Below are 23,661 nucleotides of genomic sequence, written 5' to 3' on the forward strand. Positions count from 1 at the left end.
GCGCTCCCGGCCATCCACGTTCTTGCTTCTTTGTTGCAAGTTTAAGGACGTGGATGCCCGGCACAAGGCCGGGCATGACGGGGAAGGACTTTTTCTAACCCGAACTTAAGGCGCCCGCGCCTTCTCCATCGCAAGCTCTGCCTCGAGGCTTGCGACGTCCCGATAGATCGAGGCGACGGCGAGCACGCGGCCGTTGCGCTTGTACTGCAGCAGGCAATCCTTGCCGGGGATGTCGCCGTCGACGGTGATTTCGTCCCACCTCTCGGCGTAACCGACATAATTGATCGGCACATCGTAGTGCTGGCTCCAGAAAAACGGCACCGCATGGAACGGCTCGCGCTGCCCGAGCATGTTGCGCGCGGCGGTATGGCCCTGACGCTCGGCCACTACCCAATGTTCGACACGAATGGTCTCGAGGGAATGCGGATCGGGCCAGCGCGCAATATCGCCAGCGGCATAGATGCCGGGGACGCTGGTTTCCAGATAGGCATTGACCGTGACGCCGCGATCGATCGCCAGCCCGGCCTGCTCGGCCAATTCAAGGCGCGGACGCACGCCGACGCCGACCACCACGATATCGGCGTCGATCGCGCCGCCGCTTTTCAGCGTCGCGCGTTTGCCGTCGATCCCGGTTACGGTGTCGCCGAGATGGAAGATGACGCCGTGCTCTTCATGCAGGGCACGAACGAAGTCGCCCAGCTCTGGCCCCAGCACGCGCTCCATCGGCCGCTGCTCGAGGCCTACGACATGAACCTCGATATTTCTGGCGCGCAGCGACGCCGCAACCTCGAGCCCGATGAAGCTGGCGCCGATCACGACGGCGCGCCGCGCGCCGCTGGCCAATGCAATGATGGCGCGGGAATCGGCCAGCGAGCGCAGCACGTGGACGTGTGGCTGATCTGCGCCCGGTATCGGCAGGCGCACCGGCTCCGCGCCGGTCGCCAGCAGCAAGCGATCATAGGGGATGGTCTCGCCGCCTGATGTGACGACATGGCGCGCGTTGGGATCGATTGACGTGACCTCGGTGTTGAGCCGCAGGTCGATCTTCGCCTCGGCATAGAAATCATCCGGCCGCAACGGCACCCAGTCCTCCGGCGCGCTGCCGGCGAGATAGTCTTTTGACAGGTTCGGCCGATCTACCGGTGCCGCCGCCTCATGGCTCAGCATCACGATGCTGCCGCGATAATCCTGCCGCCGCAGCATCTCGGCTGCGGCAAAGCCCGCCGCGCCACCACCGACGATCACGATTTGGCTGGGCGCATCGACGGTGCCCTTCACCTGCGGCTTGGGCTGTTCACGCTTCTCCCGAACAAAGATGCGACCGTCTTGCTGCTCGACCTTCCAGACCGCGACCGGACTGAGCGCCGGCGCCCGGATAGCTTCGCCGGTGCGCAAATCGAAACAGGCACGATGCCAGGGGCAGCGGATGCCATTTCCTGTCACGAGACCTTCGGCGAGCGGCCCGTGATAATGGGTGCAATGGGCGCCGATCGCGAAGAGCTCCGAGCCCGAACGCACCAGCAGCACTTCATCGTCGCCGACATGGCCGAGCAACATCTGGCCCGCGAATTCGGACGGGGCTATGCCCTTCGACAGATCGGGACCGGCGGGCAGAGCTTGCTGGTCAGCCATGCCTTCCTCCGCTCGCGTTGCGCTACGTCATCGCTCCGAGTTTGACTCAAAGGATGTTTCATCAGCGCGAAGGTTCCCGAGCGTAAAAAATTTATCCTGATAGCGCCGCCTTCACCAAGCCGCTGGCCTTGCCGAAATCCATCTGCCCGGCGAATTTCGCACGCAGCACGCCGATCACCTTGCCCATGTCCTTCATGCCGGCGGCGCCGGTCTCGGCGATGGCGGCCGAGATCGCGGCCTTCACCTCGTCGTCCGACATCTGCTTCGGCAGATAGGCGGAGATCACCGCGATCTCCTCGCGCTCCTGCGCGGCAAGCTCGGCGCGGCCGCCCTTGTCGTAGAGCTCGACCGATTCCTGGCGCTGCTTGATCATCTTCTGCAGCACGCCGAGCACGTCGGCATCCGACAGCGGCGGCTTGCCCTGCCCGCGCGCGTCGATGTCGGCGTTCTTGATGGTCGAATTGACCATGCGCAGCGTGGAGAGCTTGCGCTCGTCCTTCGCCCTCATGGCGTCCTTGACCGCGTTGTTGATGTCGTCGCGCAGCATGGGTGCCTCACTGAAAAAGGTGCCGCCGGAAAGATGCCGGGTTATGTAACGATTCCACCTATATAGGACGGGAACGACCGGGATCGGCAGTCGAATTGCCCTGCCGGTTCCAGATTCGACCGGATTTGGTGAAAAACCGGAAAACCTGGCTCAAGTCCATAGAACCAGCGGTCAAATATGCGGCAAACGCATGTGAATAGCCGGTTTTCTTCGGCTTTTCTTGGCCTTCCGGCTTTGACGCGCGGGGGTGCTTGCGACTATGAAGTGCGCTCATGACAACATCTGAAAATGCTTCAGCCTGGCCGGACCATAAACCGACCGCGCTCCTCGTGCTTGCCGATGGTACCGTGCTGGAGGGATTTGGCCTCGGCGCGGAAGGCCACGCCGTCGGCGAAGTCTGCTTCAACACCGCGATGACCGGTTATGAGGAGATCCTCACCGATCCCTCCTATGCCGGGCAGCTCATCACCTTCACCTTCCCGCATATCGGCAATGTCGGCACGAACGACGAGGATATCGAGACGGTGAACATGGCGGCGACGCCGGGCGCGCGCGGCGTTATCCTGCGCACGGCCATCACCGATCCCTCGAACTATCGCGCCACCCGCCATCTCGACCAATGGCTGCGCGCCCGCGGTATCATCGGGCTGTCGGGCATCGATACAAGGGCGTTGACTGCGCTGATCCGCTCCAAGGGCATGCCGAACGCGGTGATTGCGCATGCCAAAAACGGCGTGTTCGACCTGCACGGCCTGAAGGAAGAGGCGCGCGAATGGCCCGGCCTGGAAGGCATGGATCTGGTGCCGATGGTGACGTCGGGCCAGCGCTTTACCTGGGACGAGACGCCGTGGGCCTGGCAGAACGGCTTTGGCCGGCAGAGCGAGCCTGAGTTCAACGTGGTGGCGATCGACTACGGCATCAAGCGCAACATTTTGCGGCTCTTGGCCGGTGAAGGCTGCAGGGTCACGGTGGTGCCGGCGACGACTTCCGCCGAAGACATTCTGGCGATGAAGCCGGACGGCGTGTTTCTTTCCAATGGCCCGGGCGACCCGGCCGCGACCGGCAAATATGCGGTGCCGGTGATTCAGCAGGTGATCCAGTCCGGCACGCCGACTTTCGGTATTTGCCTGGGTCATCAGATGCTGGGCCTGGCCGTCGGCGCCAAGACCAAAAAGATGCATCAGGGCCATCACGGCGCCAATCATCCGGTCAAGGACGAGACCACCGGCAAGGTGGAGATCACCTCGATGAACCACGGTTTTGCCGTCGACCAGGCGACCCTGCCCGAGGGCGCGATGCAGACCCACATCTCGCTGTTCGACGGCTCCAATTGCGGCATCGAGCTCAAGGGCAAGCCGGTGTTCTCCGTGCAGTATCACCCGGAAGCCTCGCCGGGGCCGCGTGACTCGCACTACCTGTTCAAGCGGTTTGCGGATCTGATGCGAGAGAAGAAGCAGGTGTAAGGGCGCTCTCGTGCCCCGGATGCTGCGCAACGCGCCGCTCTTGCGGCGCGGTGCGCTGCCGATCCGGGGCCCACCTTCCATCCCAGCCCAGCTAATGGGTCCCGGCTCTGCGGAGCAGCGTACCGGACGATGCTTCGCATCGCCGGGAGCACGCTGCGCCGCGTCCGTGACACGTGAGTTGCCTGCATCAATCCGATTTCTTATGATGACCATCATTGTACTCAAACTTGCAGGCACAATTAGATGCACGTTAAGCCCGCCGCCTCCACCGTCGAATATGGCGTGGCACCGACGCACGTCATGGCCTCGATGTCCGGCCTCGACTTCGTGCGCGCCATCTTCGAAGGCAAGTTGCCGGCGCCGCCCATCATGCAGAACGTCGAGCCGTTCGATTCCACCGCCGAGAAGGGACATGTGGTGTTCTACAGCGTGCCCGGCTTTCGGCATTACAATCCGATCGGCTCGGTGCATGGCGGCTATGCCGCGATCCTCTTGGATTCCGCGATGGGCCTTGCGGTGCATTCCGCCCTTCCCGCCGGCACCGGTTACACCACGCTGGAATTCAAGATCTCTTTCATCAGGGGCATGACAAAGGATACCGGCCCTGTCCGCACCGAGGGCAAGACGCTCAATGTCGGCCGCCGCGCCGCCACCGCCGAGGCGCGGATCACCGACGCCAACGGCCGCCTGCTCGCGCATGCGACGACGACGTGTCTGGTTTTCGAGATTCCGAAGGGAACGTGAAGCGCGGAGGGCGGTTTTGAATTGTAGAAATCGTAGGGTGGGCAAAGCGAAGCGTGCCCACCAGTTTGCACGCGGCAAGCGGAGGTGGGCACGTCGCTAGCACTCCTTTGCCCACCCTACGAATCTGCGATTGTCGGAGGAGCAAGCCATGTCCGTCGTCAGCGCCGATATCGAGCCGCTCACCTTCGTGTTCGAGGATGACGGCCTCGTGCCCAACAATCCCCTGCCGCTGCTGGTTTACAAGGGCGCGGTCTATGTCGCCAACGATCACCCGGAAAAGACCATCGAGGCGCTGTTCGGCGGCAATGGCTGGGGCGCGACGTGGCGCAACGGCGTCTACGACTATGTGCACTACCATGCCACGGTGCATGAAGCGCTCGGCGTCGCCCGCGGCCGGGCCCGCGTCCGCTTCGGTGGTATCAGCGGCAAGGAGCTCGAAATCACGCCCGGCGATGTCGCGATCCTTCCCGCCGGCACCGGGCATCAATGCGTATTCGCCAGCCCCGATTTCTGCGTGGTCGGCGCCTATCCGCCGGGACCGCCGATGCAGATCACGCGCCCGACGCCGGAGAACCACGCCAAGGCGCTAAAGACGATCCCGGAAGTGAAGCTGCCGAAGACCGATCCGGTGCTGGGCGAAGACGGGCCGCTGGTGCGGCTCTGGAAGCGATGAGGTGCGCCGCCGTCATCCGCGCCTGGCGAGCGGGAAACTCGGCTCGGCCACAGCCTCCGGCGCAGACTCGATTGACGAAACCCGCATCGCCGCAATCCGCGCGACGAAAAGTCCGATGACAAGGTTTGTTCGTTCGATCTCCAGCTTGTCGCGGATCGGCCCGTTCGGAACGGTCGCGCACATCGCCTTGATGCATTCCAGCGTGCGAGACAATGAATCGACCACCGCATAGATCGGCTCGATCGACGGCACTGCCGATTGTGAGCCCGGCGTGTGTCCGGCCGGCTGGCCGGAGGGGCTGGCCCGATGGCCAGACGATGCCACGTCACGGAATTCGATAATTTTCTGCATCGCTTAATTTTTCCAAACCTGAGGAGCCGCGGCACACGACCAAGCTGTACCCGCATCGTTCTGCTTGGGGTCGTTGGCCACCACCGATCATATTGGCGCCTCCCACACGCTCGCTTAAATTGATTATCGGAATCTTGCAGGCGACCATTTGTGCGCGCGGCTTTTTGCGGATCGCCAGCACTTTGGCGCCGGCGTTCGCTAGAGATATGCCATGTAGGAGCTCACCCACACCAGAATTGACGCCAGCAGCCCGATCACCCCGGCGTTGTTGGCAAAGGCTGTAGCGTTGCCGGACATGCCCAAGCGCAGCGTATCACGATTTATCCCCTCGGGAATCGAGATCTCCGCCGGAAACGCCGTCGCGCCTCCGAGCGCATTGGTGCGAGCGAGCGTGCCCGACGCGGCGATCTGTCCCTGTCCGATGCCCTTTGGAATGCCGATGATTTTGGCGTGATAGATCCGGCCCGGCACGTTATCGAACACGATGTCGACCGCGGTGCCTTCCTTGATGGTCTGGAAGCCGTTCTGCGAGAACATGCCGACCAGCGTGATCTCCTTCTCGACAATGAAGGACATTGCCGATCGCAACTGAAATGCGCGGTCGCCGACGGTCAGGGCGACCACGGTGACATAGCCGTCGGCGGGCGCACGGATGGCCGTCTGCGACAATTCCCAGTTGGCGTTGTCGAGCTGCGCCTGAAGTTGCGCAACCGTGGTGTTGACGCCGCCGATCTCGGAGTCGAGCGCGAGCCTGGCGCTCTGCTGCGCCGCCTTGGCGGCGTCAAGCTGCGCCGACACCGTTTCATACTGGACTTGCTTATCCTGTTGCTGAAATTGCGTGCTGACTTCATCCGCTGCCAGTGCCTGGATGTCGGCAAGACGCTTCTTGTTGTAGGCGACCTGTGCAGTGAGCCCCGCAACATTCGCGGTCGCCTGCTCGTAATTCGATTTCAGAATCTCGGTCTGCTGCTTGGCGCCAGCGAGCGAGGCCTGCAACTGCGTGACCTTGTACTGAAAGGGCGCCGGGTCGATCTGAAACAGCACGTCGTTGGCCTTCACCGGCACGTTCGGCTTGACCGGGATCGCCACAATCTGGCCTGTCACATTCGGCGTCACTTCCACGACGCGGCCAGTCACCGTCACGCGCCCCGAGGGCGTGAGATAATTAAAAAGCGCCAAAAATGTCGCGAGAATAAATCCGCCTACCACAAGCGAAATCGTCCCCGACACCCAGCCCCACCGCACGAGCTTGAATTTCGAGAACACGAGCCACATCGCAAGGATGTAGAGGCACAAAATGATAACCATGGCTGGCGCCCCTTTGCCGGTTGTGCTAATATTTCCCGTGGAGGTAGCCGAAGCATCACTCTTCTAAAGTCAACCTTAGACTGCAAGAGACGGCAAGCTTAAGACCTTTAATTCCAGCGCCCGTTTTTGATTCTGCAGACGCCACACAGCGTAAACTGCAGCCGGAATTGTATTTCTCCATTGCCGACCTCTCGCTTGGAGCGAGAGCGCTACGACGCCGATCGAACTTCTTCGCGTAATTAATGGGGGGTCGATGTCATGCGCACAAAAATGAATCAGATTTTCGATGTATGCCGGCGCGCTCGGCGCAGCAGCTTATGCAGCGCCTTACTACGCCCGTCCGGCCTGCGGCTATTATCCGTACCCGCCCTGCTATTGAAACGAATGAAGACACGGGGAAGCACGCGCTTTCCCGTGCTCAATCGACTGGTTCGCCTTCGACCCGTGATTGAACGTATCAGTGCTTGAAAGGAATGCCGCCGTGAAACAGCTTGTCGAACTGATGACAGCAGCCGTCGTCTGCGCAACACTGGCGCTGCCTCAGCTGGCCGCCGCCCAGACTGCCGCCGCAACCCCTCCTTCGCTCGTGACGCCGGACAAGGTCGACACGCGGATCGGCACGCTCGAGTTCAAGGACGGCGCGCCCACCATCGAAACCGCAGAGAAGGTCCGCGACACGCTGGACTTCACACGCGCCCTGAACGTGTACAACAACAGCTTCCGCGGCGCATCGGCGTATGCCCTGGGAAAGGGCTTCCAGAGTATCGGCGCCGAGGACAACACCCCGATCATCTTCTCCGATTTGATGGACGCAAAGTCGCTGTTTCTCACCGCCAACGCCGACACCATCTACTACATGGCGGTAGTGAATCTGTCGAAGGGCCCGATGGTGGTGGAGCAACCGCCGAAGGGACTGGGCACCATCAACGACATGTGGTTCTCATGGATCATCGATATCGGTTTCCCTGGGCCCGATCGCGGCGAAGGCGGCAAGTATCTGCTCGTGCCGCCCGGTTACGACGGCCCGCTACCCGAAGGCGGCTTCTACGTCGCGCGCTCGAAGACCAATCGCGTGCTGTACGCAGCGCGATCGTTCCTGGTCAACAATGATCCCAAGCCAACTGCTGAGCTGATCAAGAAGCACCTCAAGATCTATCCTTACACCCCGGGCGGCGTAGGCACGAGCATCGCGACAGCTCTGGAAGGCAAGGTACGGCTCGCCAAGAACCCGTCTACTCCTGAGACCAAGTTCATCGAGGCCAGCGGCAAGGCGTTCAACACGATTCCGCCCGGCGATTACGGCTTCTTCGAAATGATCAATGAGAACGTCCAGCAGGAGCCGGCCGCCAGTTACGACGTAGAACTCGCCGGGCAAATGGCCGCCATCGGTATCGTGAAGGGCAAGCCGTTCAAACCTGATGCGCGGATGAAGAAAATACTCACCGATGCTGCCGCCGTGGGCAACGCGGCCGGTCGCCTGCTGAACTGGCGCTACGCCGTGTCCCATCCGGAATGGGCGTACTATCCCAACTCGATGTGGGGAAGCATGCTGTGGGAAGGTGGGGCCAACTTCGAGACACCGCCGCCGGAGTTCACCAGGGAGGGCATGTTCAAGCCGCTCGCGCCGACCGGCGCACGGACTCTGGATTCGAGGACGGCGTTCTATTACGGCTACACGCTCGATTCACCGGGCATGATCATGCGCATTCCCGACGTCGGCTCGCAATATCTCATGGGCTTTGTCGATTCCGCCAACAACCCCTTTGACGGCGGCAAAACCTATAAGGTAACGCTACCCAAGGGCATCCCCGCGCGGGCGTTCTGGTCGTTCACGCTTTACGACAACCAGACGCGATCGATGCTCGACACGCCGCAGCGCTATCCGCGCGCCGGCAGCCAGACCTATCCATCGCCAGCCGCCGAAGCCAGTGCCGACGGCTCAACGACCGTCTATTTCGGCCCGACGCAGCCGCAAGGAGTGCCGCGCGGCAACTGGATTCAGACCATGCCCAGCAAGGGCTGGTTCACGATCCTGCGCCTCTACAGCCCGCTGGAGCCGTTCTTCACGAAGGAGTGGCGGCTGAGTGAGATCGAGTTGGTCCGGTGAGTCGTCTCCAATCCACGACCGCAAGTAAAAACTGAATTAAATCGCTGAGTGGGAGGATGCGACATGTTTGGAGGAATTGTGACACTGACATTGTCTCTCTGCCTCGCACCGCTTTCGAAAGGATGATTCGAGAGACGAATATCGGCGCTTTGATGGCGAGCTGCGCGCCAACATCGCGAACACCCATTGATTTAGATCAAAGAATGCCCCGTTGCCGGTTTCATTCAGCAGGAATGAAAATCATGCCAGACCTCTGCAAGAATTGTTGAAGGCCTGGAAGACAATCCATCGATCTATCGAAGCACTGTTTCCACACGCAAATGTAACGGAGACTGTCCCATGAAATTCACCCGTCGCAACGTCACGATTGGCGGCATGAGCCTGCTCGCCGGGGCCTCCATGAGCACCATGAGCCGGGCCGAGCTCGGTGAACTCCTCGGTATCGGTGAGGGACTTGAGGACTTCGCGCTCGCTACCGACGCGTACATCTTCGGCTATCCGCTGGTGACGATGGAGATGACACGCAGGGTTATCACCAACGTCGCGGCACCGGCGGGAACGCGAGCGCCGATGGGTCAGATCATCAAGCTGCGTCAGTATCCCAACGCGGCATTCCGTGACGTAACAGCGCCGAACGCGGACACGCTTTACACCAGTGCGTTCTTCGACGTCGGCAAGGAGCCGTGGGTACTCAGCATCCCGGACATGAAAGGTCGTTACGCACTGTTTCCGATGCTGGACGGGTGGACCACCGTGTTTCAGGTGCCGGGCAAGCGGACTACCGGCACGGGCGCGCAGACCTACGCGATCACGGGTCCCGGATGGAAAGGCACGCTGCCCTCCGGCGTGAAGGAATATGAATCGCCGACCAGCATCGTGTGGCTGCTTGGCCGTATCTATTGCACGGGTACGCCCGAAGACTACGCCGAGGTGCACAAGCTGCAGGACGAATGCAAGCTGGTGCCGTTGAGCTCCTATGGCAAACCCTACACACCGCCGCCGGGCACCGTAGATGCGTCTCAAGACATGAAGTCGGCCGTGCGCGATCAGGTCAACCGCATGGACGCGGTGGCCTATTTCACGCTGCTCTGCAAGCTCATGAAGGATAACCCGCCTGCCGCCGCGGATGCGCCGGAGCTTGGAAAGTTCGCCAGGATCGGAATCGTGCCGGGGCAGGATTTCGATCCGAGCAAGCTCAAGGCGGATTTTGTCAAGCGCATTCCGGAAATCGCCAATGACCGGATCATGCTTCAGTTCAAGATCAACAAGGACATGAAGGACGAGAACGGCTGGGGCTTCACGACCAAGACCGGAATCTACGGCACCGACTATCTGATGCGCGCGCTGATCACTGCCATTGGCCTCGGCGCCAACCGCCCGCAGGATGCCGTCTATCCGACATCGCAGAAGGATGCCGAAGGGCGGAAATACAACGGCGCCAACAAATACGTGATGCGTTTCCCGAAGGGGCAGTTGCCGCCGGCAGAAGGCTTCTGGTCGCTGACGATGTACGATTCCGGCTACTTCTTCGTGAACAATCCAATCAACCGCTACTCGATCAGCGCGCGGGAGAATCTGAAATCGAACCCGGACGGCTCCACCGAGATCTACATCCAGAAGGATTCGCCGGGTAAGGATAAGGAATCCAACTGGCTTCCGGCACCAGCGGGCGATTTCGTCCTGATGATGCGACTGTACTGGCCGAGCGAGAAGGACCCCTCGATCATCAATGGATCGTGGAAGATTCCGGAAGTGAAGAAAGCCGAAGCCTGAGGGTGGCTCGCATCGACGGATGCGCCGGGTGAGGGATTTGTCTTCGCGGAGACCGACTCCTCATCCTCTGGCCTTCTGAAGGCTTTTCACCGAAATGGGGGAGGTAATGATGGTGGAATCGCAGCCGGTGCACTTTGGATTTATTCGGGTATGCCAATGATTTGCCATTGAGCGACGATGCCCGCAGTGCCGGTTTGGAGTGCATAGCGGACGATCGTTTCGTAGCCTTGGCGCAACAGCCACGATCGATTTTCGATCTGGACTATTTCGCAGGGCGATAGCTTACGACGACTCATTCAATCTATGCCATTCTGGGTTGATTACTGTGATCTCCTGGCATTGGAGCAAGCAGATGACGCACAACATTTCCAAGCGAAATTTCTGGCGGCGCAGATTCAGCGGCATTGCCATGGCTCTGCTGATATTCGGCTCCATGCCGGAACTGGCCTACGCCGACGAGAGCGGCGTTTCCTACTGGCTTCCCGGACGCTTCTCGAGCCTTGCCGCGACACCGCAGGTGCCGGGCTGGTCCATGGCCGCGGTGTATTATCACACCTCGGTCGAGGCATCGGGCGCCGTCGCCGCGGCACGGCAGATCCAGATCGGCAGATTCCCGGCAACTGTGAACGTCGATTTCAATGCCAGTCTGAACGCACAAGGCGATCTTATTCTTCTCAATCCCACTTACACTTTCGGGACGCCGGTGCTTGGCGGCCAACTGGCCATCGGCGTCACCGGCATATTCGGCCGGGCAAGCACCGGTATTGACGGAACGCTCACCGCGGCAGTCGGACCGATCGTGACGACCCGCACGGGAAGCATCTCGGATTCACTCACTTCCGTCGGCGACCTCTATCCGCAGGCCACCCTGAAGTGGAACGCCGGCGTGCACAATTTCATGACCTATCTGACCGGCGACATTCCGGTGGGCGCGTACGATCCCGCGCGGCTCAGCAACCTCGGCATCGGTCACGCCGCGATCGACGCCGGCGGTGGCTACACCTACTTCAATCCGGCCGCAGGGCACGAATTCTCCGCCGTCGCCGGCTTCACCTACAATTTCAAGAATCCGGACACGCAATACCAGAGCGGCATCGACTTCCATGTCGATTGGGGGATCTCGCAATTCCTCTCCAAGCAGGTCTTCGTTGGTTTCGTCGGATATGGATATCAGCAGATCACCGACGACTTCGGTCAGCATCCGGCGCTCGGCGGGTTCCGGTCCCGCGTCTTCGGGATCGGCCCGCAGTTCGGATTTCTGTTCCCGGTCGGCGACATGCAGGGATATCTCAACCTGAAAGGCTACGGTGAATTTGCCGCCGAGAACCGGCCGTCGGGATGGAATACCTGGCTGACGTTCGCGATCTCGCCCATGGCGCCCACCAGCACACTGACGCCGGCGCGCCGGGTGGTGACGAAGTAAGGCATCATCGCGCGCAGAAAGCGGCAAGCGATGCTACCCGCTACGCCGACCGTTAGTCAGCTATCCCATGTCATTTCGCAGGCGGCGGCGCCAGCGTTCCTTCTCGGTGCTTTGGCAGCTTTCATAGCCGTGCTGTTTTCCCGCCAGCCCGGGGCAACTAACGGGCCCACTGACTCATCTGCAGGCATGTCTGCAAACTGACGTAACTTGGCGTGCCGCCGATGCTCTCTTGCGAGATGCAGCTTGCCCGGCTTGGCGCGGGGAATTTCGACCATTGGCTTGCGAGCTGCCGCTTCGCTTTCTGTTCATCGTTCACGCAGCTCTTTATCGACTGATCAACGGTGAGGCCGGCAGTCGCGGCGACGTCGAGCTTGCAACTCCGGGCAATGTCGAATTTCGGCACGCCGTCTGCGACCGCAACAACCATCTGCGAGCTCAAAACGATCATCGAGAAAGAAATAGGCATCTCCGGCCCCCTTCCGATCGCAGCCAAAGCTTCCGGGCGCAGCGCTTCTATTTAGAGCTGCAACGCCAGCCTATGCCAAAACCGGCCGGAATGCGACGGGAATGTCAAATCGGAAGGCAGTCGCCGCAGAACGCAGGGACGGCAAAGCTCGCCCTGCGAATCTGCGAATCGCATCCGTGCTCACGCCACGTTGGCGCCTTCCTGGCGGCTGGCCTCGAACAGGAACCAGGTGCGGCGCTCGGTCTCGTCGATGAAGGTCTCGAGCAGGCCCGCAGTGCCGGAATCCTCGTGCTCGTCGGCGAGCTTGTGCGCCTTGCGCAGCGCCGCCGCCACATGCTTGTTGTCTTCCATCAGCTCGCGCAGCATTTCGCGCGGCGGCACGTAGTCCTCGTTATTGTCCTTGATGGTCTGCAGCTTGGCGACCTGCCCGACCGAGCGCAGCGTGGTGCCGCCAAGTTTGCGCACCCGTTCAGCGAGTTGGTCGGTGGTGGCGAAGATCGCTTCCGACTGCTCGTCCAGCATAAGGTGATAGTCGCGGAAATGACGGCCGCTGACGTGCCAGTGGAAATTCTTGGTCTTCAGATAGAGCGCAAACGCGTCCGCCAGCAGCGTATTGAGCGAGGCCGAGATCTTGTCCACGGCGGCCGGCGGCAGGTCGGTGGGCGTATCGAGGTCGGCGGATACCTTGTCGGATTTATTGCTGGTTTTGCTCACGTTGAACCTTCCTGTTAGGAATTGGGCACGACGGGATTGGCAGGGAGCGCCGGACCGTCTAACGCCCCACCTAGGTACCGGTTCCGTTACCGGAACCCCCAGTTTTGCCGGACCCGACTGCGATGGACGAATGGATCGACTACTACGACTCCACGCATACGATTTATGTGAGCAGGCTGCATCGCGACCTGCATTTCCAGGTCATCGCGCGCGATATCATCGGCTATATCGCTTCGCCCGACGCTGTCGTGCTGGACTATGCCTGCGGCGAAGCGCTGTCGGCTGCCAAGGTGGCGGATGCCTGCGCAAAACTCTATCTGGCCGAACCGGCGCCCGGCGTTCGCGGCCGGCTGATCGCGCGTTTTGCGCCGAACACCAAGATCCGCGTCCGCTCGCTCGAGGATCTCACGCGAATGGCGGAAAGCTCGGTCGACCTCGTCGTCATGAATTCGGTCGCACAATACATGACGCCAGGGGAGCTGGATTCAGCGCTTGCCGTCATTCGCCGGTTGTTGAAGCCCAACGGTCGCCTGGTGCTCGGCGATATCCTGCGGCCGGAAGTCGGCATGGCCAAAGACGTGCTGGCGCTCTTGAAATTCGCCGCCGCGCACGGTTTTCTGAAAGACGCGCTGTATGGCCTTGCGAGCACGGCGCTGTCGGACTACCGCCAACTGCGCACGCGCGTCGGGCTGCAGCGCTACCGCGAAGACGAGATGATCGAGAGGCTCGCCGCCTCAGGCTTCACTGCCTCGCGCGCGCATCAGAACATCGGCCACAACCCGTGGCGGATGACGTTCGTCGCGCGGCACGCATTCCAACGCAATTGAGTTCCACGCGCGTTAAGGTTGTTAACCCTAAAGCACGGTAAGGATGGTTCACCGCGCCGTGATGGGCAATGATTGCTACGGCCCGGTGGCGGAAGCGTCGACGCGGGAGCAGTGCAATGCTCTTTATCCTGGTTCAAATCCAGGCCGGGCCTCTAGCCTTCGCTGCTTACGCAGCTTCGGCTCGGCAAGCCCTATCGCAGCGAAGGCTGCCGCGGCGTAGCCCACAGGGGCGAAGCCGGGCTCTCGGCGACACAGCCAATTTCCCTAAAATCGCGGTTGATGAGGGGTTTTTGGGGGTTTCGCGGGTGCGGAATCTGGTCTAAAGACCACCCGCGCGCGAGGGTGACCCGCGCTCTTGGCTTAGGGGACGCGCGGCTGCGCGCCCTTTTTTTGTGCCCAAAATCCAGTCTGAGAGCTGATGCCCAAAAGAACAGATATCTCCACCATCCTGATCATCGGCGCCGGTCCCATCGTGATCGGCCAGGCCTGCGAGTTCGATTATTCCGGCACCCAGGCGGTGAAGACGCTGAAGGAAGAGGGCTACCGCATCGTCCTCGTCAATTCCAATCCGGCCACCATCATGACCGATCCGGAATTGGCTGATGCGACCTATATCGAGCCGATCACGCCCGAAATCGTCGCCAAGATCATCGAGAAGGAGCGCTACGTCATCCCCGGCGGCTTTGCGCTGTTGCCGACCATGGGCGGCCAGACCGCGCTGAACTGTGCGCTGTCGCTGCGCCGTCAGGGCACGCTCGACAAATTCGACGTCGAGATGATCGGCGCCACCGCTGACGCGATCGACAAGGCCGAAGACCGCCAGCTTTTCCGCAACGCGATGGAGAAGATCGGTCTTCAGACGCCGAAATCGCGGCTCGCCAATGCCTCGGCGCTGAAAAAGTCCTATCGCGACAAATACCTCGCCGAACGCGAGAAGCTAACGGGCGACGCGCTGGATGAGCTCGAACGGCAATGGACGATCGGCGAAAACGAGCGCCGCAAGCGTTACCAGGAGCACGCGCTCGGCGAGGCGCTGATGGCGCTGTCCGAAATCGGGCTGCCGGCGATCATCCGCCCCTCCTTCACCATGGGCGGCACCGGCGGCGGCATCGCCTACAACAAGGAAGAATTCCTCGACATCATCGAACGCGGCCTCGACGCCTCCCCGACCAACGAAGTGTTGATCGAGGAATCCGTGCTCGGCTGGAAAGAGTTCGAGATGGAGGTGGTGCGCGACAAGAAGGACAATTGCATCATCGTCTGCTCGATCGAGAACCTCGATCCGATGGGCGTGCACACCGGCGATTCCATCACCGTGGCGCCGGCGCTGACGCTGACCGACAAAGAATACCAGATCATGCGCGATGCCTCGATCGCGGTGCTGCGCGAAATCGGCGTGGAGACCGGCGGATCCAACGTGCAGTTCGGCGTCAACCCCGACGACGGCCGCATGGTGGTGATCGAGATGAACCCGCGCGTGTCGCGCTCCTCGGCGCTCGCATCAAAAGCCACCGGCTTTCCGATCGCAAAAGTCGCCGCCAAGCTCGCCGTCGGCTACACGCTCGATGAAATCGCCAACGACATCACCGGCGGCGCCACGCCCGCCTCGTTCGAGCCGACCATCGACTATGTCGTGACCAAGGTCCCTCGCTTTGCGTTCGAAAAGTTTCCCGGCGCTTCCGCCACGCTGACGACCTCGATGAAGTCGGTCGGCGAAGTCATGGCGATCGGCCGCACGTTCCAGGAGAGCCTGCAGAAGGCGTTGCGCGGGCTCGAGACCGGACTGACCGGGCTCGACGAGATCGAGATCGAGGGGTTAGGGCGCGGCGACGACAAGAACGCGATCCGCGCCGCGTTGGGCACGCCGACGCCGAACCGCATCCTGCAGGTGGCGCAGGCGATGCGACTCGGCTGGTCGAACGAAGACATTTTCAATTCCTGCAAGATCGATCCGTGGTTCCTCGCCGAGATGCGCGGCATCATCGACATGGAAACGAAGGTGAGGACGCACGGCCTGCCGCCGAACGGCTATGGCATGCGCATGCTGAAGGCGATGGGCTTTTCCGACGCACGGCTTGCCGTGCTGTCGGAGTCCACCGAAGCCGAGATCACTGCGAAGCGTCACGCGCTCGGCGTACGCCCCGCTTTCAAGCGCATCGACACCTGCGCCGCCGAATTCGCCTCCCCCACCGCCTACATGTATTCGAGCTATGAAGCGCCGTTTGCGGGCGCGCTGGCCGACGAGAGCGCGCCCTCCGACCGCAAGAAGGTCATCATTCTCGGCGGCGGCCCGAACCGGATCGGCCAGGGCATCGAATTCGACTATTGCTGCTGCCACGCCTGCTTCGCGCTCGACGATGCCGGGTATGAAACCATCATGATCAACTGCAATCCGGAGACGGTGTCGACCGACTACGACACCGCTGACCGGCTGTATTTCGAGCCGCTCACGGCCGAGGACGTGCTGGAAATCGTCGCCACCGAGCGGCAGAACGGTACGCTGCACGGCGTGATCGTGCAGTTCGGCGGCCAGACCCCACTGAAGTTGGCGCGCGCGCTGGAAGCCGCCGACGTGCCGATCCTCGGCACCTCGCCCGACGCCATCGACCTCGCGGAGGACCGCGACCGTTTCAAGCGCGTTCTCGACAAATTGAAGTTAAAGCAGCCCAAGAACGGCATCGCCTATTCGGTCGAGCAGGCGCGGCTGGTGTCGGCCGATCTCGGCCTGCCGCTGGTGGTGCGCCCGTCCTACGTGCTGGGCGGCCGCGCGATGCAGATCATCCGCGAGGAAACCCAGCTCGACGATTACCTGCTCGGAACGCTGCCCGAGCTGGTGCCGGCCGACGTCAAGGCGCGATACCCCAACGACAAGACCGGGCAGATCAACACCGTGCTCGGCAAGAACCCGCTGCTGTTCGACCGCTATTTGTCCGACGCCACCGAGATCGACGTCGACTGCCTCTGCGACGGCAAGGACACCTTCATCGTCGGCATCATGGAGCATATCGAGGAAGCCGGCATTCACTCCGGCGATTCGGCCTGTTCGCTGCCGCCGCATTCGCTGGATGCGAAGATGATCGAGGAGCTCGAGCGGCAAACCCGCGAGCTCGCGCTCGGCCTCGACGTGGTCGGACTGATGAACGTGCAATATGCGATCAAGGACGGCGAGATCTACGTGCTCGAGGTCAATCCGCGCGCGTCGCGCACCGTTCCGTTCGTCGCCAAGGTCGTCGGCACGCCGGTGGCAAAGATCGCGGCACGGATCATGGCCGGCGAGAAGCTCGCCGATTTCAAGCTGAAGAAGAAACAGCTCGGCCATGTCGGCGTCAAAGAGTCCGTCTTCCCTTTCGCGCGCTTCCCCGGCGTCGATACCGTGCTCGGTCCGGAGATGCGCTCGACCGGCGAGGTGATGGGCATCGACCGCTCGTTCGAGGTGGCGTTCGCAAAAAGCCAGCTCGGCGGCGGCACCCGCGTGCCGCGCAAGGGTACCGTCTTCGTCTCGGTGCGCGAGATCGACAAGACCCGTATCGCCGAGGCGGTCCGGCTCTTGCATTCGCTCGGCTTCAAGGTGATGGGCACCTCGGGCACCCAGCGCTTCCTGACCGACAAGGGCATTCCGACCGAGAAGGTCAACAAGGTGCTGGAGGGGCGGCCGCACATCGTCGATGCCATCACCAATGGCGACATTCAGCTCGTTTTCAATACCACCGAAGGGCCGCAGGCGCTGGCCGACAGCCGTTCGCTGCGGCGGGCTGCCCTCTTGCATAAAGTGCCGTATTACACCACTCTTTCGGGTGCTGTTGCGGCCGCCCAGGGCATCCGCGCCTATTTGGGCGGGGACCTTGAGGTCCGCACGCTACAGAGCTATTTTTCCGAAAACTGATCGTTCGCCGGGCGAAAATGCCCGCGAAACGATCGGCAATAAGCCGGCATGGCTGGAACCCACCGCCCGTTTGGATGTTGTAAGGCCCCTGACGGGGCCTAATATCAACGGGCTGGCGGGTTCGTGTGTCGAGTTCAAGGGCCTGATCGAAATCGAAAGCGTGGCTCGTGCGCGCAACTTTTGGCGGCTCGCACGAGGGAAGGACGGAAAGAGATGATGGACAAGGTTCCGATGACTGCTAGCGGGTATGCCGCCCTGGAGGTCGAATTGAAGCAGCGCCAGTCGGTGGAGCGTCCGCGCATCATCGAGCATATCGCCGAGGCGCGCTCGCATGGCGATCTCTCCGAGAACGCGGAATATCACGCGGCCAAGGAAGAGCAGTCGCACAACGAAGGCCGCATCGCCGAGCTCGAGGACAAGCTCGCGCGCGCCGACATCATCGACATCTCGAAACTGTCCGGCGACACCGTCAAGTTCGGCGCGACCGTCACGCTGGTCGACGAGGACACCGAAAAGAAAGCGGTGTGGCAGATCGTCGGCGAGCCGGAAGCCGACGCCAAGAAGGGCCGCATCTCGATCACCTCGCCGCTGGCTCGCGCCCTGATCGGCAAGAAGAAGGGCTCGACCGTGGAGGTCGTGGCTCCCGGCGGCGCCAAGGCCTACGAGATCACCAAGGTCGAGTGGCGATAGAGCATGATCTCCGCGCAAACGCGTTCGTAGTCACCTGCAAGTTACTGTTGCGACAAAGCCGCGTTTTCCACGCGGCTTTTTTGTTGCCGTGGTCCTGACGGGAATGTGAGTAGTGGTGCGGCGGATTTCAGAATATCCGAATCCCGGACGATGTTTATAGACTATAACTAACTGGAGCGGGCGTGCCGGCGTTGCGATTTTCCAGCGATGAGCTGCAGGCCGCTGCCGAGCGCGGCATCGTGTTGCGCCGCAATCGCAACAATGTCGTGAAGCGGCGCGGTGAAGGGGAATGATTCAATTTTAGGGGTGTTGTGTCGGCATCACACGCGATCCGACAAGACCGTGTAATCTCATGGCGCTAGTTCTAGCGCATTCAAACAAGGGGGACGATGACATGGACCAATTCGACAAGATGCTCGCGAAATGGGAGCCGACGGCGCTGAGCCTGTTTCGCTTCATCGCCGGGCTTTTGCTGTTTCAGTACGGCGTCGCCAAGATATTCAAATTCCCGGCCGTGCCGATGTTTGCCAACATCCCGCCGCTAATCACGGTGGCAGGCACGATCGAACTCGTGCTCGGCGCGCTTCTGATGGTCGGCTTCTTCACGCGCATCTCTGCGTTCATCCTGGCCGGCCAAATGGCATTCGCCTATTTTATCGGGCACATGTTCAAGAATCCCGCCGCACCCGTGTTCTTGCCGCTGCTCAATGGCGGCACCGCCGCGATCCTGTTCTGCTTCGCCTGCCTCTATCTGGCGACCGCGGGCGGTGGGCCCTACAGCGTCGACGCGATGCGGAAGAAGTGAGCTGAGGCCTGTTCGTCGTTCGTAGGGTGGGCAAAGGCGCGCCTTCGCGTCGTGCCCACCACTCCGCATCTCGAAAGAATTGGTGGGCACGCTTCGCTCTGCCCACCCTACGAAGTGCGCAACGGCGGTCGCGCGAATCTCAGCCCGTCACCTTCACGTCGAGCGGCACCGCCGCTTCATATTTCGAATTGTGCAGCACCAGCGACGTCCTGACGTTGCGCACATGCGGCGCGGCCGTCAGGTGCGTGACGAAATCCTGAAACGTCGCCATGTCGGGCGCGACGCATTTGAGGATGAAGTCGACTTCGCCCGACAGCATCCAGCATTCTCGCACCAGGGGCTCGGCGCGGACGAAATCCTCGAACGCGCGCAGATCCGCATCCGCCTGGCTGGACAAATGGACCGAAGCAAACACGGTGACGTCGAAGCCTAGCCGACGCGGATCCAACAGGCCCCGATAGCCCTGGATGTAGCCTTCGTCCTCCAACGTGCGGACCCGCCGCAGGCAGGGCGGCGGCGAGATACCGACGCGCTTGGCCAGTTCCACGTTGGTGATTCGGCCGTCGGCCTGGATTTCGGCAAGAATTCGAAGGTCGATTTCGTCAAGATTCTTCGACACGCGCGTCGGGTTCCCTAATTCTGGCCGCGTGAGCTGGCCTTACTGGCAACTCTCTTAGCGCACGCCGCGCGTCTTGCGCAATTTTATTGCGCGTGCGACGCTGTATTTCGCGATTGTTACTTCAGTTCCGGGGAAAATTCGCTGGGATGAATTGCAATTCTTGCATAGCTACCCAGATATCTTAGACTTGGATTTGACACTTTCGGCGCCCCGCGACGTCCTTCCGGGCGCTTTCTACTCAAGTCAAAAACAAACCCCCGAATAAGAGAGGGATCCGCCGATGCCTGCGCCTATTCATGCCAAGGTCGTCATTATCGGTTCCGGCCCCGCCGGCTACACCGCGGCGATCTACGCGGCGCGCGCGATGCTGGAGCCGGTGCTGATCCAGGGCATCCAGCCCGGCGGACAACTCACCATCACCACCGACGTGGAAAACTATCCGGGCTTTGCCGACGTCATCCAGGGCCCCTGGCTGATGGAGCAGATGGAGAAGCAGGCAGCCCATGTCGGCACCAAAATCGTCACCGATTTCGTCAACAAGCTCGAACTGGCGCAGCGGCCGTTCCGCCTGACCTGCGATAGCGGCGACGTCTATCTGGCGGAAACCGTGGTCCTCGCCACCGGCGCGCAAGCGCGCTGGCTCGGCATTCCCTCGGAAGAAAAGTTCAAGGGCTTTGGTGTCTCGGCCTGCGCGACCTGCGATGGCTTCTTCTATCGCGGCAAGGAAGTGATCGTGGTCGGCGGCGGCAATACCGCGGTCGAGGAAGCGCTGTTCCTGACCAACTTTGCATCGACCGTCACGATCGTGCATCGCCGCGATCATTTCCGCGCCGAGCGCATCCTGCAGGATCGCCTGTTCAAGAATCCGAAGATCAAGGTGGTCTGGGACTCGGCGATCGACGAGATCTGCGGCGCCGAGAACCCGACCAAGGTCACCCATGTGCGCCTGAAGAACGTCAAGACCGGCGCCCTCACCAAGGTTGCGGCCGACGGCGTCTTCATCGCCATCGGGCATGCGCCGGCAACCGACCTCGTCAAAGGCCAGATCAAGCTGAGGCCATCAGGCTATGTCGAGGTGGCGCCGAACTCGACCGCGACCTCGATACCCGGCCTGTTCGCCGCCGGCGATGTGGCGGACGAAACCTACCGCCAGGCGGTCACGGCCGCGGGCCTTGGCTGTATGGCGGCCCTTGAGGCCGAACGCTTCCTTGCTTTGCGCGCGAGCGATCGCGCGGCGGCTGAATAGTCATGCCTAGAACACGAGACGGATTTGACATGGACTGGGACAAGCTGAAGGTGTTTCACGCGGCGGCGGAAGCGGGAAGCTTTACCCATGCCGGCGAGCAATTGGGACTCTCGCAATCCGCGGTATCGCGGCAGGTCAGCGCGCTGGAGCAGGAGCTTGCGGTGTCGCTGTTCCACCGCCACGCGCGCGGGCTCATCCTCACCGAGCAGGGCGATCTTTTGTTCCGCACGGCGCATGACGTCTTCATGCAGTTGCAGGCGGCGCGCGCAAAACTGACCGACAGCCGCGAGCGGCCGAGCGGTGACCTCAAAATCACGACGCCGCCCGCGCTCGGCATCAATTGGCTGATCCCGCGGCTCGACGAGTTCACCGCGCTTTATCCGGATATCCGCATCTCGCTGATCGTCACCGACGAGGATCTCGATCTGTCGATGCGCGAGGCCGACGTCGCGATCCGGACCCGCAAGCCGACCCAGCCCGACCTGATCCAGCGCAAGCTGTTCTCGATCGGCTTCCATGCCTATTGCTCGCCGGAATACATCAAGCGCTTCGGTACGCCGCGGACGTTGGACGACCTCGACTCGCACCGCATCATCATGCTCGGCGATGCGCAGGTGCCGCCGCATCTGCAGAACCGGAGCTGGCTGATCGACGCCGGCCGCAACGGCTCGGGTCCGCGCGAAGCCTACTTCAAGGTGAACAACATCTTAGGGCTCGTTCGCGCCTGCCAGCAGGGGCTCGGCATCGCCGCCCTGCCCGACTATCTGGTCGAGGAGAACAACCGCCTGGTGCAGTTGTTCGGCGAAACCGATTCGATCGCGGTGGATACGTATTTCGTTTACCCCGAGGAACTGAAGACGGTCGCACGCGTGCAGGTATTCCGCGACTTCGTGGTGAGCAAGGCGCAGCGCTGGCCCTCCTAGAAACGGTGGCGCTCCGTCTCCCGCTTTCCGGATTAGCCTATTTTATAGAGGCCCCGCTCTCCGCATGACTGACATGCGGCTTGGACGGTTGCTGCAAGGCACTGATGAGGATCATAGTGCTCAAACGCTGAGCGGTCGCGTTGCGCATATGTCCCCCTCCTCCAGTGACGCGGCGGTTCAGTAATCCCTCTTGGAAGGTGATTGTGTCGGCCTCACGTGGCCAATACCTCAAGCCGGGCTCGTTCGAGCCCGGCTTTTTTTCACGTCCGCGTCATGTTCCCGCACAGATTGACATTGAGGTTTTCGGCCTCCATCATCCGCACATGATCACGAGTTCGTGCGCAGCACTGTCGTCGAAAAAAGGTCCCCATCCGGGGACCCGAGATCGACGCGCGCGCTAGTCTGTCGCGAACCGACGATCCCGAACCCCGCCGTCTGGACGGGGTTTTTTGTTGGTCCCGTCTCCGGCGCTTACCCCAAGGAGATGGAACGATGACTGCCCCTTCGACCAACGACCTGGCAAGCCGCCTGCAAGGCCTGTGGCTGCCGCTGATCACGCCATTTCGCGACGGCGAACTCGACGAGGCGTCGCTGCGCCGGCTCGTCCGACACTATGCGGCTGGCCCCGTCGACGGCTTCATTCTCGCGGCGACGTCGGGCGAAGGCATGTCGCTCCGCGCAGACGAACTCGAGCGGCTGGTGACGCTGACGCAGAGCGAGCTCTCCGCCAGCCGGCGCCACTTGCCGATCCTGCTCGGCCTGTCCGGCGCCTCCACCGCGAAGATGCTCGATGCGCTGGATGAGACCGCGACCTGGCCGATCGACGGCTATCTGATCGCGAGCCCCTATTACATCCGGCCGTCGCAGCGCGGCCTCGTGCAGCACTTCACCGCGCTCGCCGATCACGCCTCATGGCCGATCGTGCTCTACAACATTCCCTACCGGACAGGCGTCAGCCTCACCAATGAGACGCTGCTGCAGCTTGCCTTGCATCCAAACATCGTCGGCATGAAGGATTGCGGCGCCGACCGCGCGCAGTCGATTGACTTTCTGGCGAGACGGCCAGCAGGCTTTCGTGTGCTGACCGGCGAAGACGCGGAGTATCACGACGCGCTCGCCGACGGCGCCGATGGCGCGATCCTGTTGTCGGCGCATCTGGAGACCGAGGCCTTTGCATCGCTGCGGACGCGGCTCGCGCAGGGCGACCGCGACGGCGCGCGGCTGTGCTGGAAGGAGCTGTCCCGGCTGACCCGGCTGTTGTTTGCCGAGCCGAGCCCGTCGCCCGCAAAATACTGGCTGGCGCGCAACGGACTGATCGACAGCGCCGAGGTTCGCCTGCCGATGGTGGAGATAAGCGCAGAGTTGGCGGCGTTGCTGGACGAGGAGATCGAGCGGCGCAAGCCACAGCTTTTGCGGCGGGCTTAAGGATGGCATCGGCTCCCTCTCGCCCGATGGCGAGAGGGAAAA

Annotated in this window: 20 protein-coding genes; 13 read left to right on the forward strand and 7 right to left on the reverse strand. The window is 61.8% G+C overall.

Going from position 1 to position 23,661, the window contains the following annotated elements; translation table 11 throughout:
• Positions 1–105: 105 nt before the first annotated feature.
• The gene (locus V1277_RS09505) at positions 106–1,632 is read right to left on the reverse strand and encodes an FAD-dependent oxidoreductase (protein WP_334415960.1); all 1,527 of its coding nucleotides are present in this window, start codon (positions 1,630–1,632) and stop codon (positions 106–108) included.
• 91 nt (positions 1,633–1,723) lie between these two features.
• Entirely contained in the window at positions 1,724–2,179 is a 456-nt protein-coding gene (locus tag V1277_RS09510; RefSeq protein ID WP_065743197.1) for a GatB/YqeY domain-containing protein, read from the reverse strand.
• A gap of 272 nt (positions 2,180–2,451) precedes the next feature.
• Here V1277_RS09510 and carA point away from each other — a divergent pair, with 272 nt between their 5' ends.
• The 3 genes from carA to V1277_RS09525 all read left to right on the forward strand — a co-directional run bounded on the left by carA (position 2,452) and on the right by V1277_RS09525 (position 5,059).
• The gene (carA, locus tag V1277_RS09515) at positions 2,452–3,642 is read left to right on the forward strand and encodes a glutamine-hydrolyzing carbamoyl-phosphate synthase small subunit (protein ID WP_334415961.1); all 1,191 of its coding nucleotides are present in this window, start codon (positions 2,452–2,454) and stop codon (positions 3,640–3,642) included.
• Between the two features lie 243 nt (positions 3,643–3,885).
• Positions 3,886–4,386 carry a PaaI family thioesterase gene (locus tag V1277_RS09520; RefSeq protein WP_334415962.1) on the forward strand — a complete coding sequence of 167 codons (501 nt, stop codon included), beginning with the start codon at positions 3,886–3,888 and terminating at the stop codon, positions 4,384–4,386.
• A 148-nt stretch (positions 4,387–4,534) separates the two neighbouring features.
• Positions 4,535–5,059 (forward strand): hypothetical protein, encoded by a 525-nt coding sequence (locus V1277_RS09525; protein ID WP_334415963.1) that lies wholly within the window; start codon positions 4,535–4,537, stop codon positions 5,057–5,059.
• Positions 5,060–5,071: 12 nt separating this feature from the next.
• On the opposite strand, the gene V1277_RS09530 is transcribed toward V1277_RS09525, so the two are convergent.
• Both V1277_RS09530 and V1277_RS09535 read right to left on the reverse strand, forming a co-directional pair.
• Positions 5,072–5,410: a hypothetical protein gene (locus V1277_RS09530; protein ID WP_334415964.1), complete on the reverse strand. Its 339-nt coding sequence runs from the start codon at positions 5,408–5,410 to the stop codon at positions 5,072–5,074.
• Between the two features lie 198 nt (positions 5,411–5,608).
• A complete protein-coding gene (locus tag V1277_RS09535) occupies positions 5,609–6,718 on the reverse strand; it encodes an HlyD family secretion protein (RefSeq protein ID WP_334415965.1) in 1,110 nt (369 codons plus the stop codon).
• 502 nt (positions 6,719–7,220) lie between these two features.
• Here V1277_RS09535 and V1277_RS09540 point away from each other — a divergent pair.
• The 3 genes from V1277_RS09540 (at position 7,221) to V1277_RS09550 (ending at position 12,021) form a co-directional block, all read left to right on the forward strand.
• On the forward strand, positions 7,221–8,825 hold the full coding sequence (locus V1277_RS09540; protein WP_334420322.1) for a DUF1254 domain-containing protein: 1,605 nt from the start codon (positions 7,221–7,223) through the stop codon (positions 8,823–8,825).
• A gap of 339 nt (positions 8,826–9,164) precedes the next feature.
• Positions 9,165–10,598 carry a DUF1254 domain-containing protein gene (locus V1277_RS09545; protein ID WP_334415966.1) on the forward strand — a complete coding sequence of 478 codons (1,434 nt, stop codon included), beginning with the start codon at positions 9,165–9,167 and terminating at the stop codon, positions 10,596–10,598.
• A 352-nt stretch (positions 10,599–10,950) separates the two neighbouring features.
• Positions 10,951–12,021, forward strand: a complete 1,071-nt coding sequence (locus V1277_RS09550) for a SphA family protein (protein WP_442894463.1) — start codon at positions 10,951–10,953, stop codon at positions 12,019–12,021.
• A gap of 157 nt (positions 12,022–12,178) precedes the next feature.
• On the opposite strand, the gene V1277_RS09555 is transcribed toward V1277_RS09550, so the two are convergent.
• Both V1277_RS09555 and V1277_RS09560 read right to left on the reverse strand, forming a co-directional pair.
• On the reverse strand, positions 12,179–12,448 hold the full coding sequence (locus tag V1277_RS09555; RefSeq protein ID WP_334415967.1) for a hypothetical protein: 270 nt from the start codon (positions 12,446–12,448) through the stop codon (positions 12,179–12,181).
• A 219-nt stretch (positions 12,449–12,667) separates the two neighbouring features.
• Positions 12,668–13,201: a Dps family protein gene (locus V1277_RS09560; RefSeq protein WP_334415968.1), complete on the reverse strand. Its 534-nt coding sequence runs from the start codon at positions 13,199–13,201 to the stop codon at positions 12,668–12,670.
• Positions 13,202–13,323: 122 nt separating this feature from the next.
• Between V1277_RS09560 and V1277_RS09565 the strand changes: the two genes are divergently transcribed.
• The 4 genes from V1277_RS09565 to V1277_RS09580 all read left to right on the forward strand — a co-directional run bounded on the left by V1277_RS09565 (position 13,324) and on the right by V1277_RS09580 (position 19,406).
• On the forward strand, positions 13,324–14,028 hold the full coding sequence (locus V1277_RS09565; protein ID WP_334415969.1) for a class I SAM-dependent methyltransferase: 705 nt from the start codon (positions 13,324–13,326) through the stop codon (positions 14,026–14,028).
• Between the two features lie 418 nt (positions 14,029–14,446).
• Positions 14,447–17,911, forward strand: coding sequence for a carbamoyl-phosphate synthase large subunit (carB, locus tag V1277_RS09570; RefSeq protein WP_334372927.1), 3,465 nt, complete (start codon positions 14,447–14,449; stop codon positions 17,909–17,911).
• A 216-nt stretch (positions 17,912–18,127) separates the two neighbouring features.
• Complete coding sequence (greA, locus tag V1277_RS09575) at positions 18,128–18,601, forward strand: transcription elongation factor GreA (RefSeq protein WP_141686413.1); 474 nt, start codon at positions 18,128–18,130, stop codon at positions 18,599–18,601.
• A gap of 394 nt (positions 18,602–18,995) precedes the next feature.
• Positions 18,996–19,406, forward strand: coding sequence for a DoxX family protein (locus V1277_RS09580; RefSeq protein ID WP_334415970.1), 411 nt, complete (start codon positions 18,996–18,998; stop codon positions 19,404–19,406).
• A 139-nt stretch (positions 19,407–19,545) separates the two neighbouring features.
• Here the strand turns inward: V1277_RS09580 and V1277_RS09585 are convergent, their stop codons facing one another.
• The gene (locus V1277_RS09585; RefSeq protein WP_334415971.1) at positions 19,546–20,025 is read right to left on the reverse strand and encodes an Lrp/AsnC family transcriptional regulator; all 480 of its coding nucleotides are present in this window, start codon (positions 20,023–20,025) and stop codon (positions 19,546–19,548) included.
• Between the two features lie 280 nt (positions 20,026–20,305).
• Here V1277_RS09585 and trxB point away from each other — a divergent pair, with 280 nt between their 5' ends.
• The 3 genes from trxB (at position 20,306) to dapA (ending at position 23,619) form a co-directional block, all read left to right on the forward strand.
• Positions 20,306–21,271 (forward strand): thioredoxin-disulfide reductase, encoded by a 966-nt coding sequence (gene trxB / locus V1277_RS09590; RefSeq protein ID WP_334415972.1) that lies wholly within the window; start codon positions 20,306–20,308, stop codon positions 21,269–21,271.
• 2 nt (positions 21,272–21,273) lie between these two features.
• Complete coding sequence (locus tag V1277_RS09595; protein WP_028350191.1) at positions 21,274–22,194, forward strand: LysR family transcriptional regulator; 921 nt, start codon at positions 21,274–21,276, stop codon at positions 22,192–22,194.
• A gap of 492 nt (positions 22,195–22,686) precedes the next feature.
• Positions 22,687–23,619, forward strand: a complete 933-nt coding sequence (gene dapA, locus V1277_RS09600) for a 4-hydroxy-tetrahydrodipicolinate synthase (RefSeq protein ID WP_334415973.1) — start codon at positions 22,687–22,689, stop codon at positions 23,617–23,619.
• The last annotated feature ends 42 nt before the right edge of the window (positions 23,620–23,661 follow it).

Origin of the sequence: Bradyrhizobium sp. AZCC 1588 (genome assembly GCF_036924735.1) — a bacterium.
Lineage (GTDB): Bacteria > Pseudomonadota > Alphaproteobacteria > Rhizobiales > Xanthobacteraceae > Bradyrhizobium.

Bases quoted from the DNA above. Each gene is read 5' to 3' on its own strand.
- V1277_RS09505 (WP_334415960.1), bottom strand. From the start codon at position 1,632: ATGGCTGACCAGCAAGCTCTGCCCGCCGGTCCCGATCTGTCGAAGGGC.
- V1277_RS09510 (WP_065743197.1), bottom strand. From the start codon at position 2,179: ATGCTGCGCGACGACATCAACAACGCGGTCAAGGACGCCATGAGGGCG.
- carA (WP_334415961.1), top strand. From the start codon at position 2,452: ATGACAACATCTGAAAATGCTTCAGCCTGGCCGGACCATAAACCGACC.
- V1277_RS09520 (WP_334415962.1), top strand. From the start codon at position 3,886: ATGCACGTTAAGCCCGCCGCCTCCACCGTCGAATATGGCGTGGCACCG.
- V1277_RS09525 (WP_334415963.1), top strand. From the start codon at position 4,535: ATGTCCGTCGTCAGCGCCGATATCGAGCCGCTCACCTTCGTGTTCGAG.
- V1277_RS09530 (WP_334415964.1), bottom strand. From the start codon at position 5,410: ATGCAGAAAATTATCGAATTCCGTGACGTGGCATCGTCTGGCCATCGG.
- V1277_RS09535 (WP_334415965.1), bottom strand. From the start codon at position 6,718: ATGGTTATCATTTTGTGCCTCTACATCCTTGCGATGTGGCTCGTGTTC.
- V1277_RS09540 (WP_334420322.1), top strand. From the start codon at position 7,221: ATGACAGCAGCCGTCGTCTGCGCAACACTGGCGCTGCCTCAGCTGGCC.
- V1277_RS09545 (WP_334415966.1), top strand. From the start codon at position 9,165: ATGAAATTCACCCGTCGCAACGTCACGATTGGCGGCATGAGCCTGCTC.
- V1277_RS09550 (WP_442894463.1), top strand. From the start codon at position 10,951: ATGACGCACAACATTTCCAAGCGAAATTTCTGGCGGCGCAGATTCAGC.
- V1277_RS09555 (WP_334415967.1), bottom strand. From the start codon at position 12,448: ATGGTTGTTGCGGTCGCAGACGGCGTGCCGAAATTCGACATTGCCCGG.
- V1277_RS09565 (WP_334415969.1), top strand. From the start codon at position 13,324: ATGGACGAATGGATCGACTACTACGACTCCACGCATACGATTTATGTG.
- carB (WP_334372927.1), top strand. From the start codon at position 14,447: ATGCCCAAAAGAACAGATATCTCCACCATCCTGATCATCGGCGCCGGT.
- greA (WP_141686413.1), top strand. From the start codon at position 18,128: ATGGACAAGGTTCCGATGACTGCTAGCGGGTATGCCGCCCTGGAGGTC.
- V1277_RS09580 (WP_334415970.1), top strand. From the start codon at position 18,996: ATGGACCAATTCGACAAGATGCTCGCGAAATGGGAGCCGACGGCGCTG.
- trxB (WP_334415972.1), top strand. From the start codon at position 20,306: ATGCCTGCGCCTATTCATGCCAAGGTCGTCATTATCGGTTCCGGCCCC.
- V1277_RS09595 (WP_028350191.1), top strand. From the start codon at position 21,274: ATGCCTAGAACACGAGACGGATTTGACATGGACTGGGACAAGCTGAAG.
- dapA (WP_334415973.1), top strand. From the start codon at position 22,687: ATGACTGCCCCTTCGACCAACGACCTGGCAAGCCGCCTGCAAGGCCTG.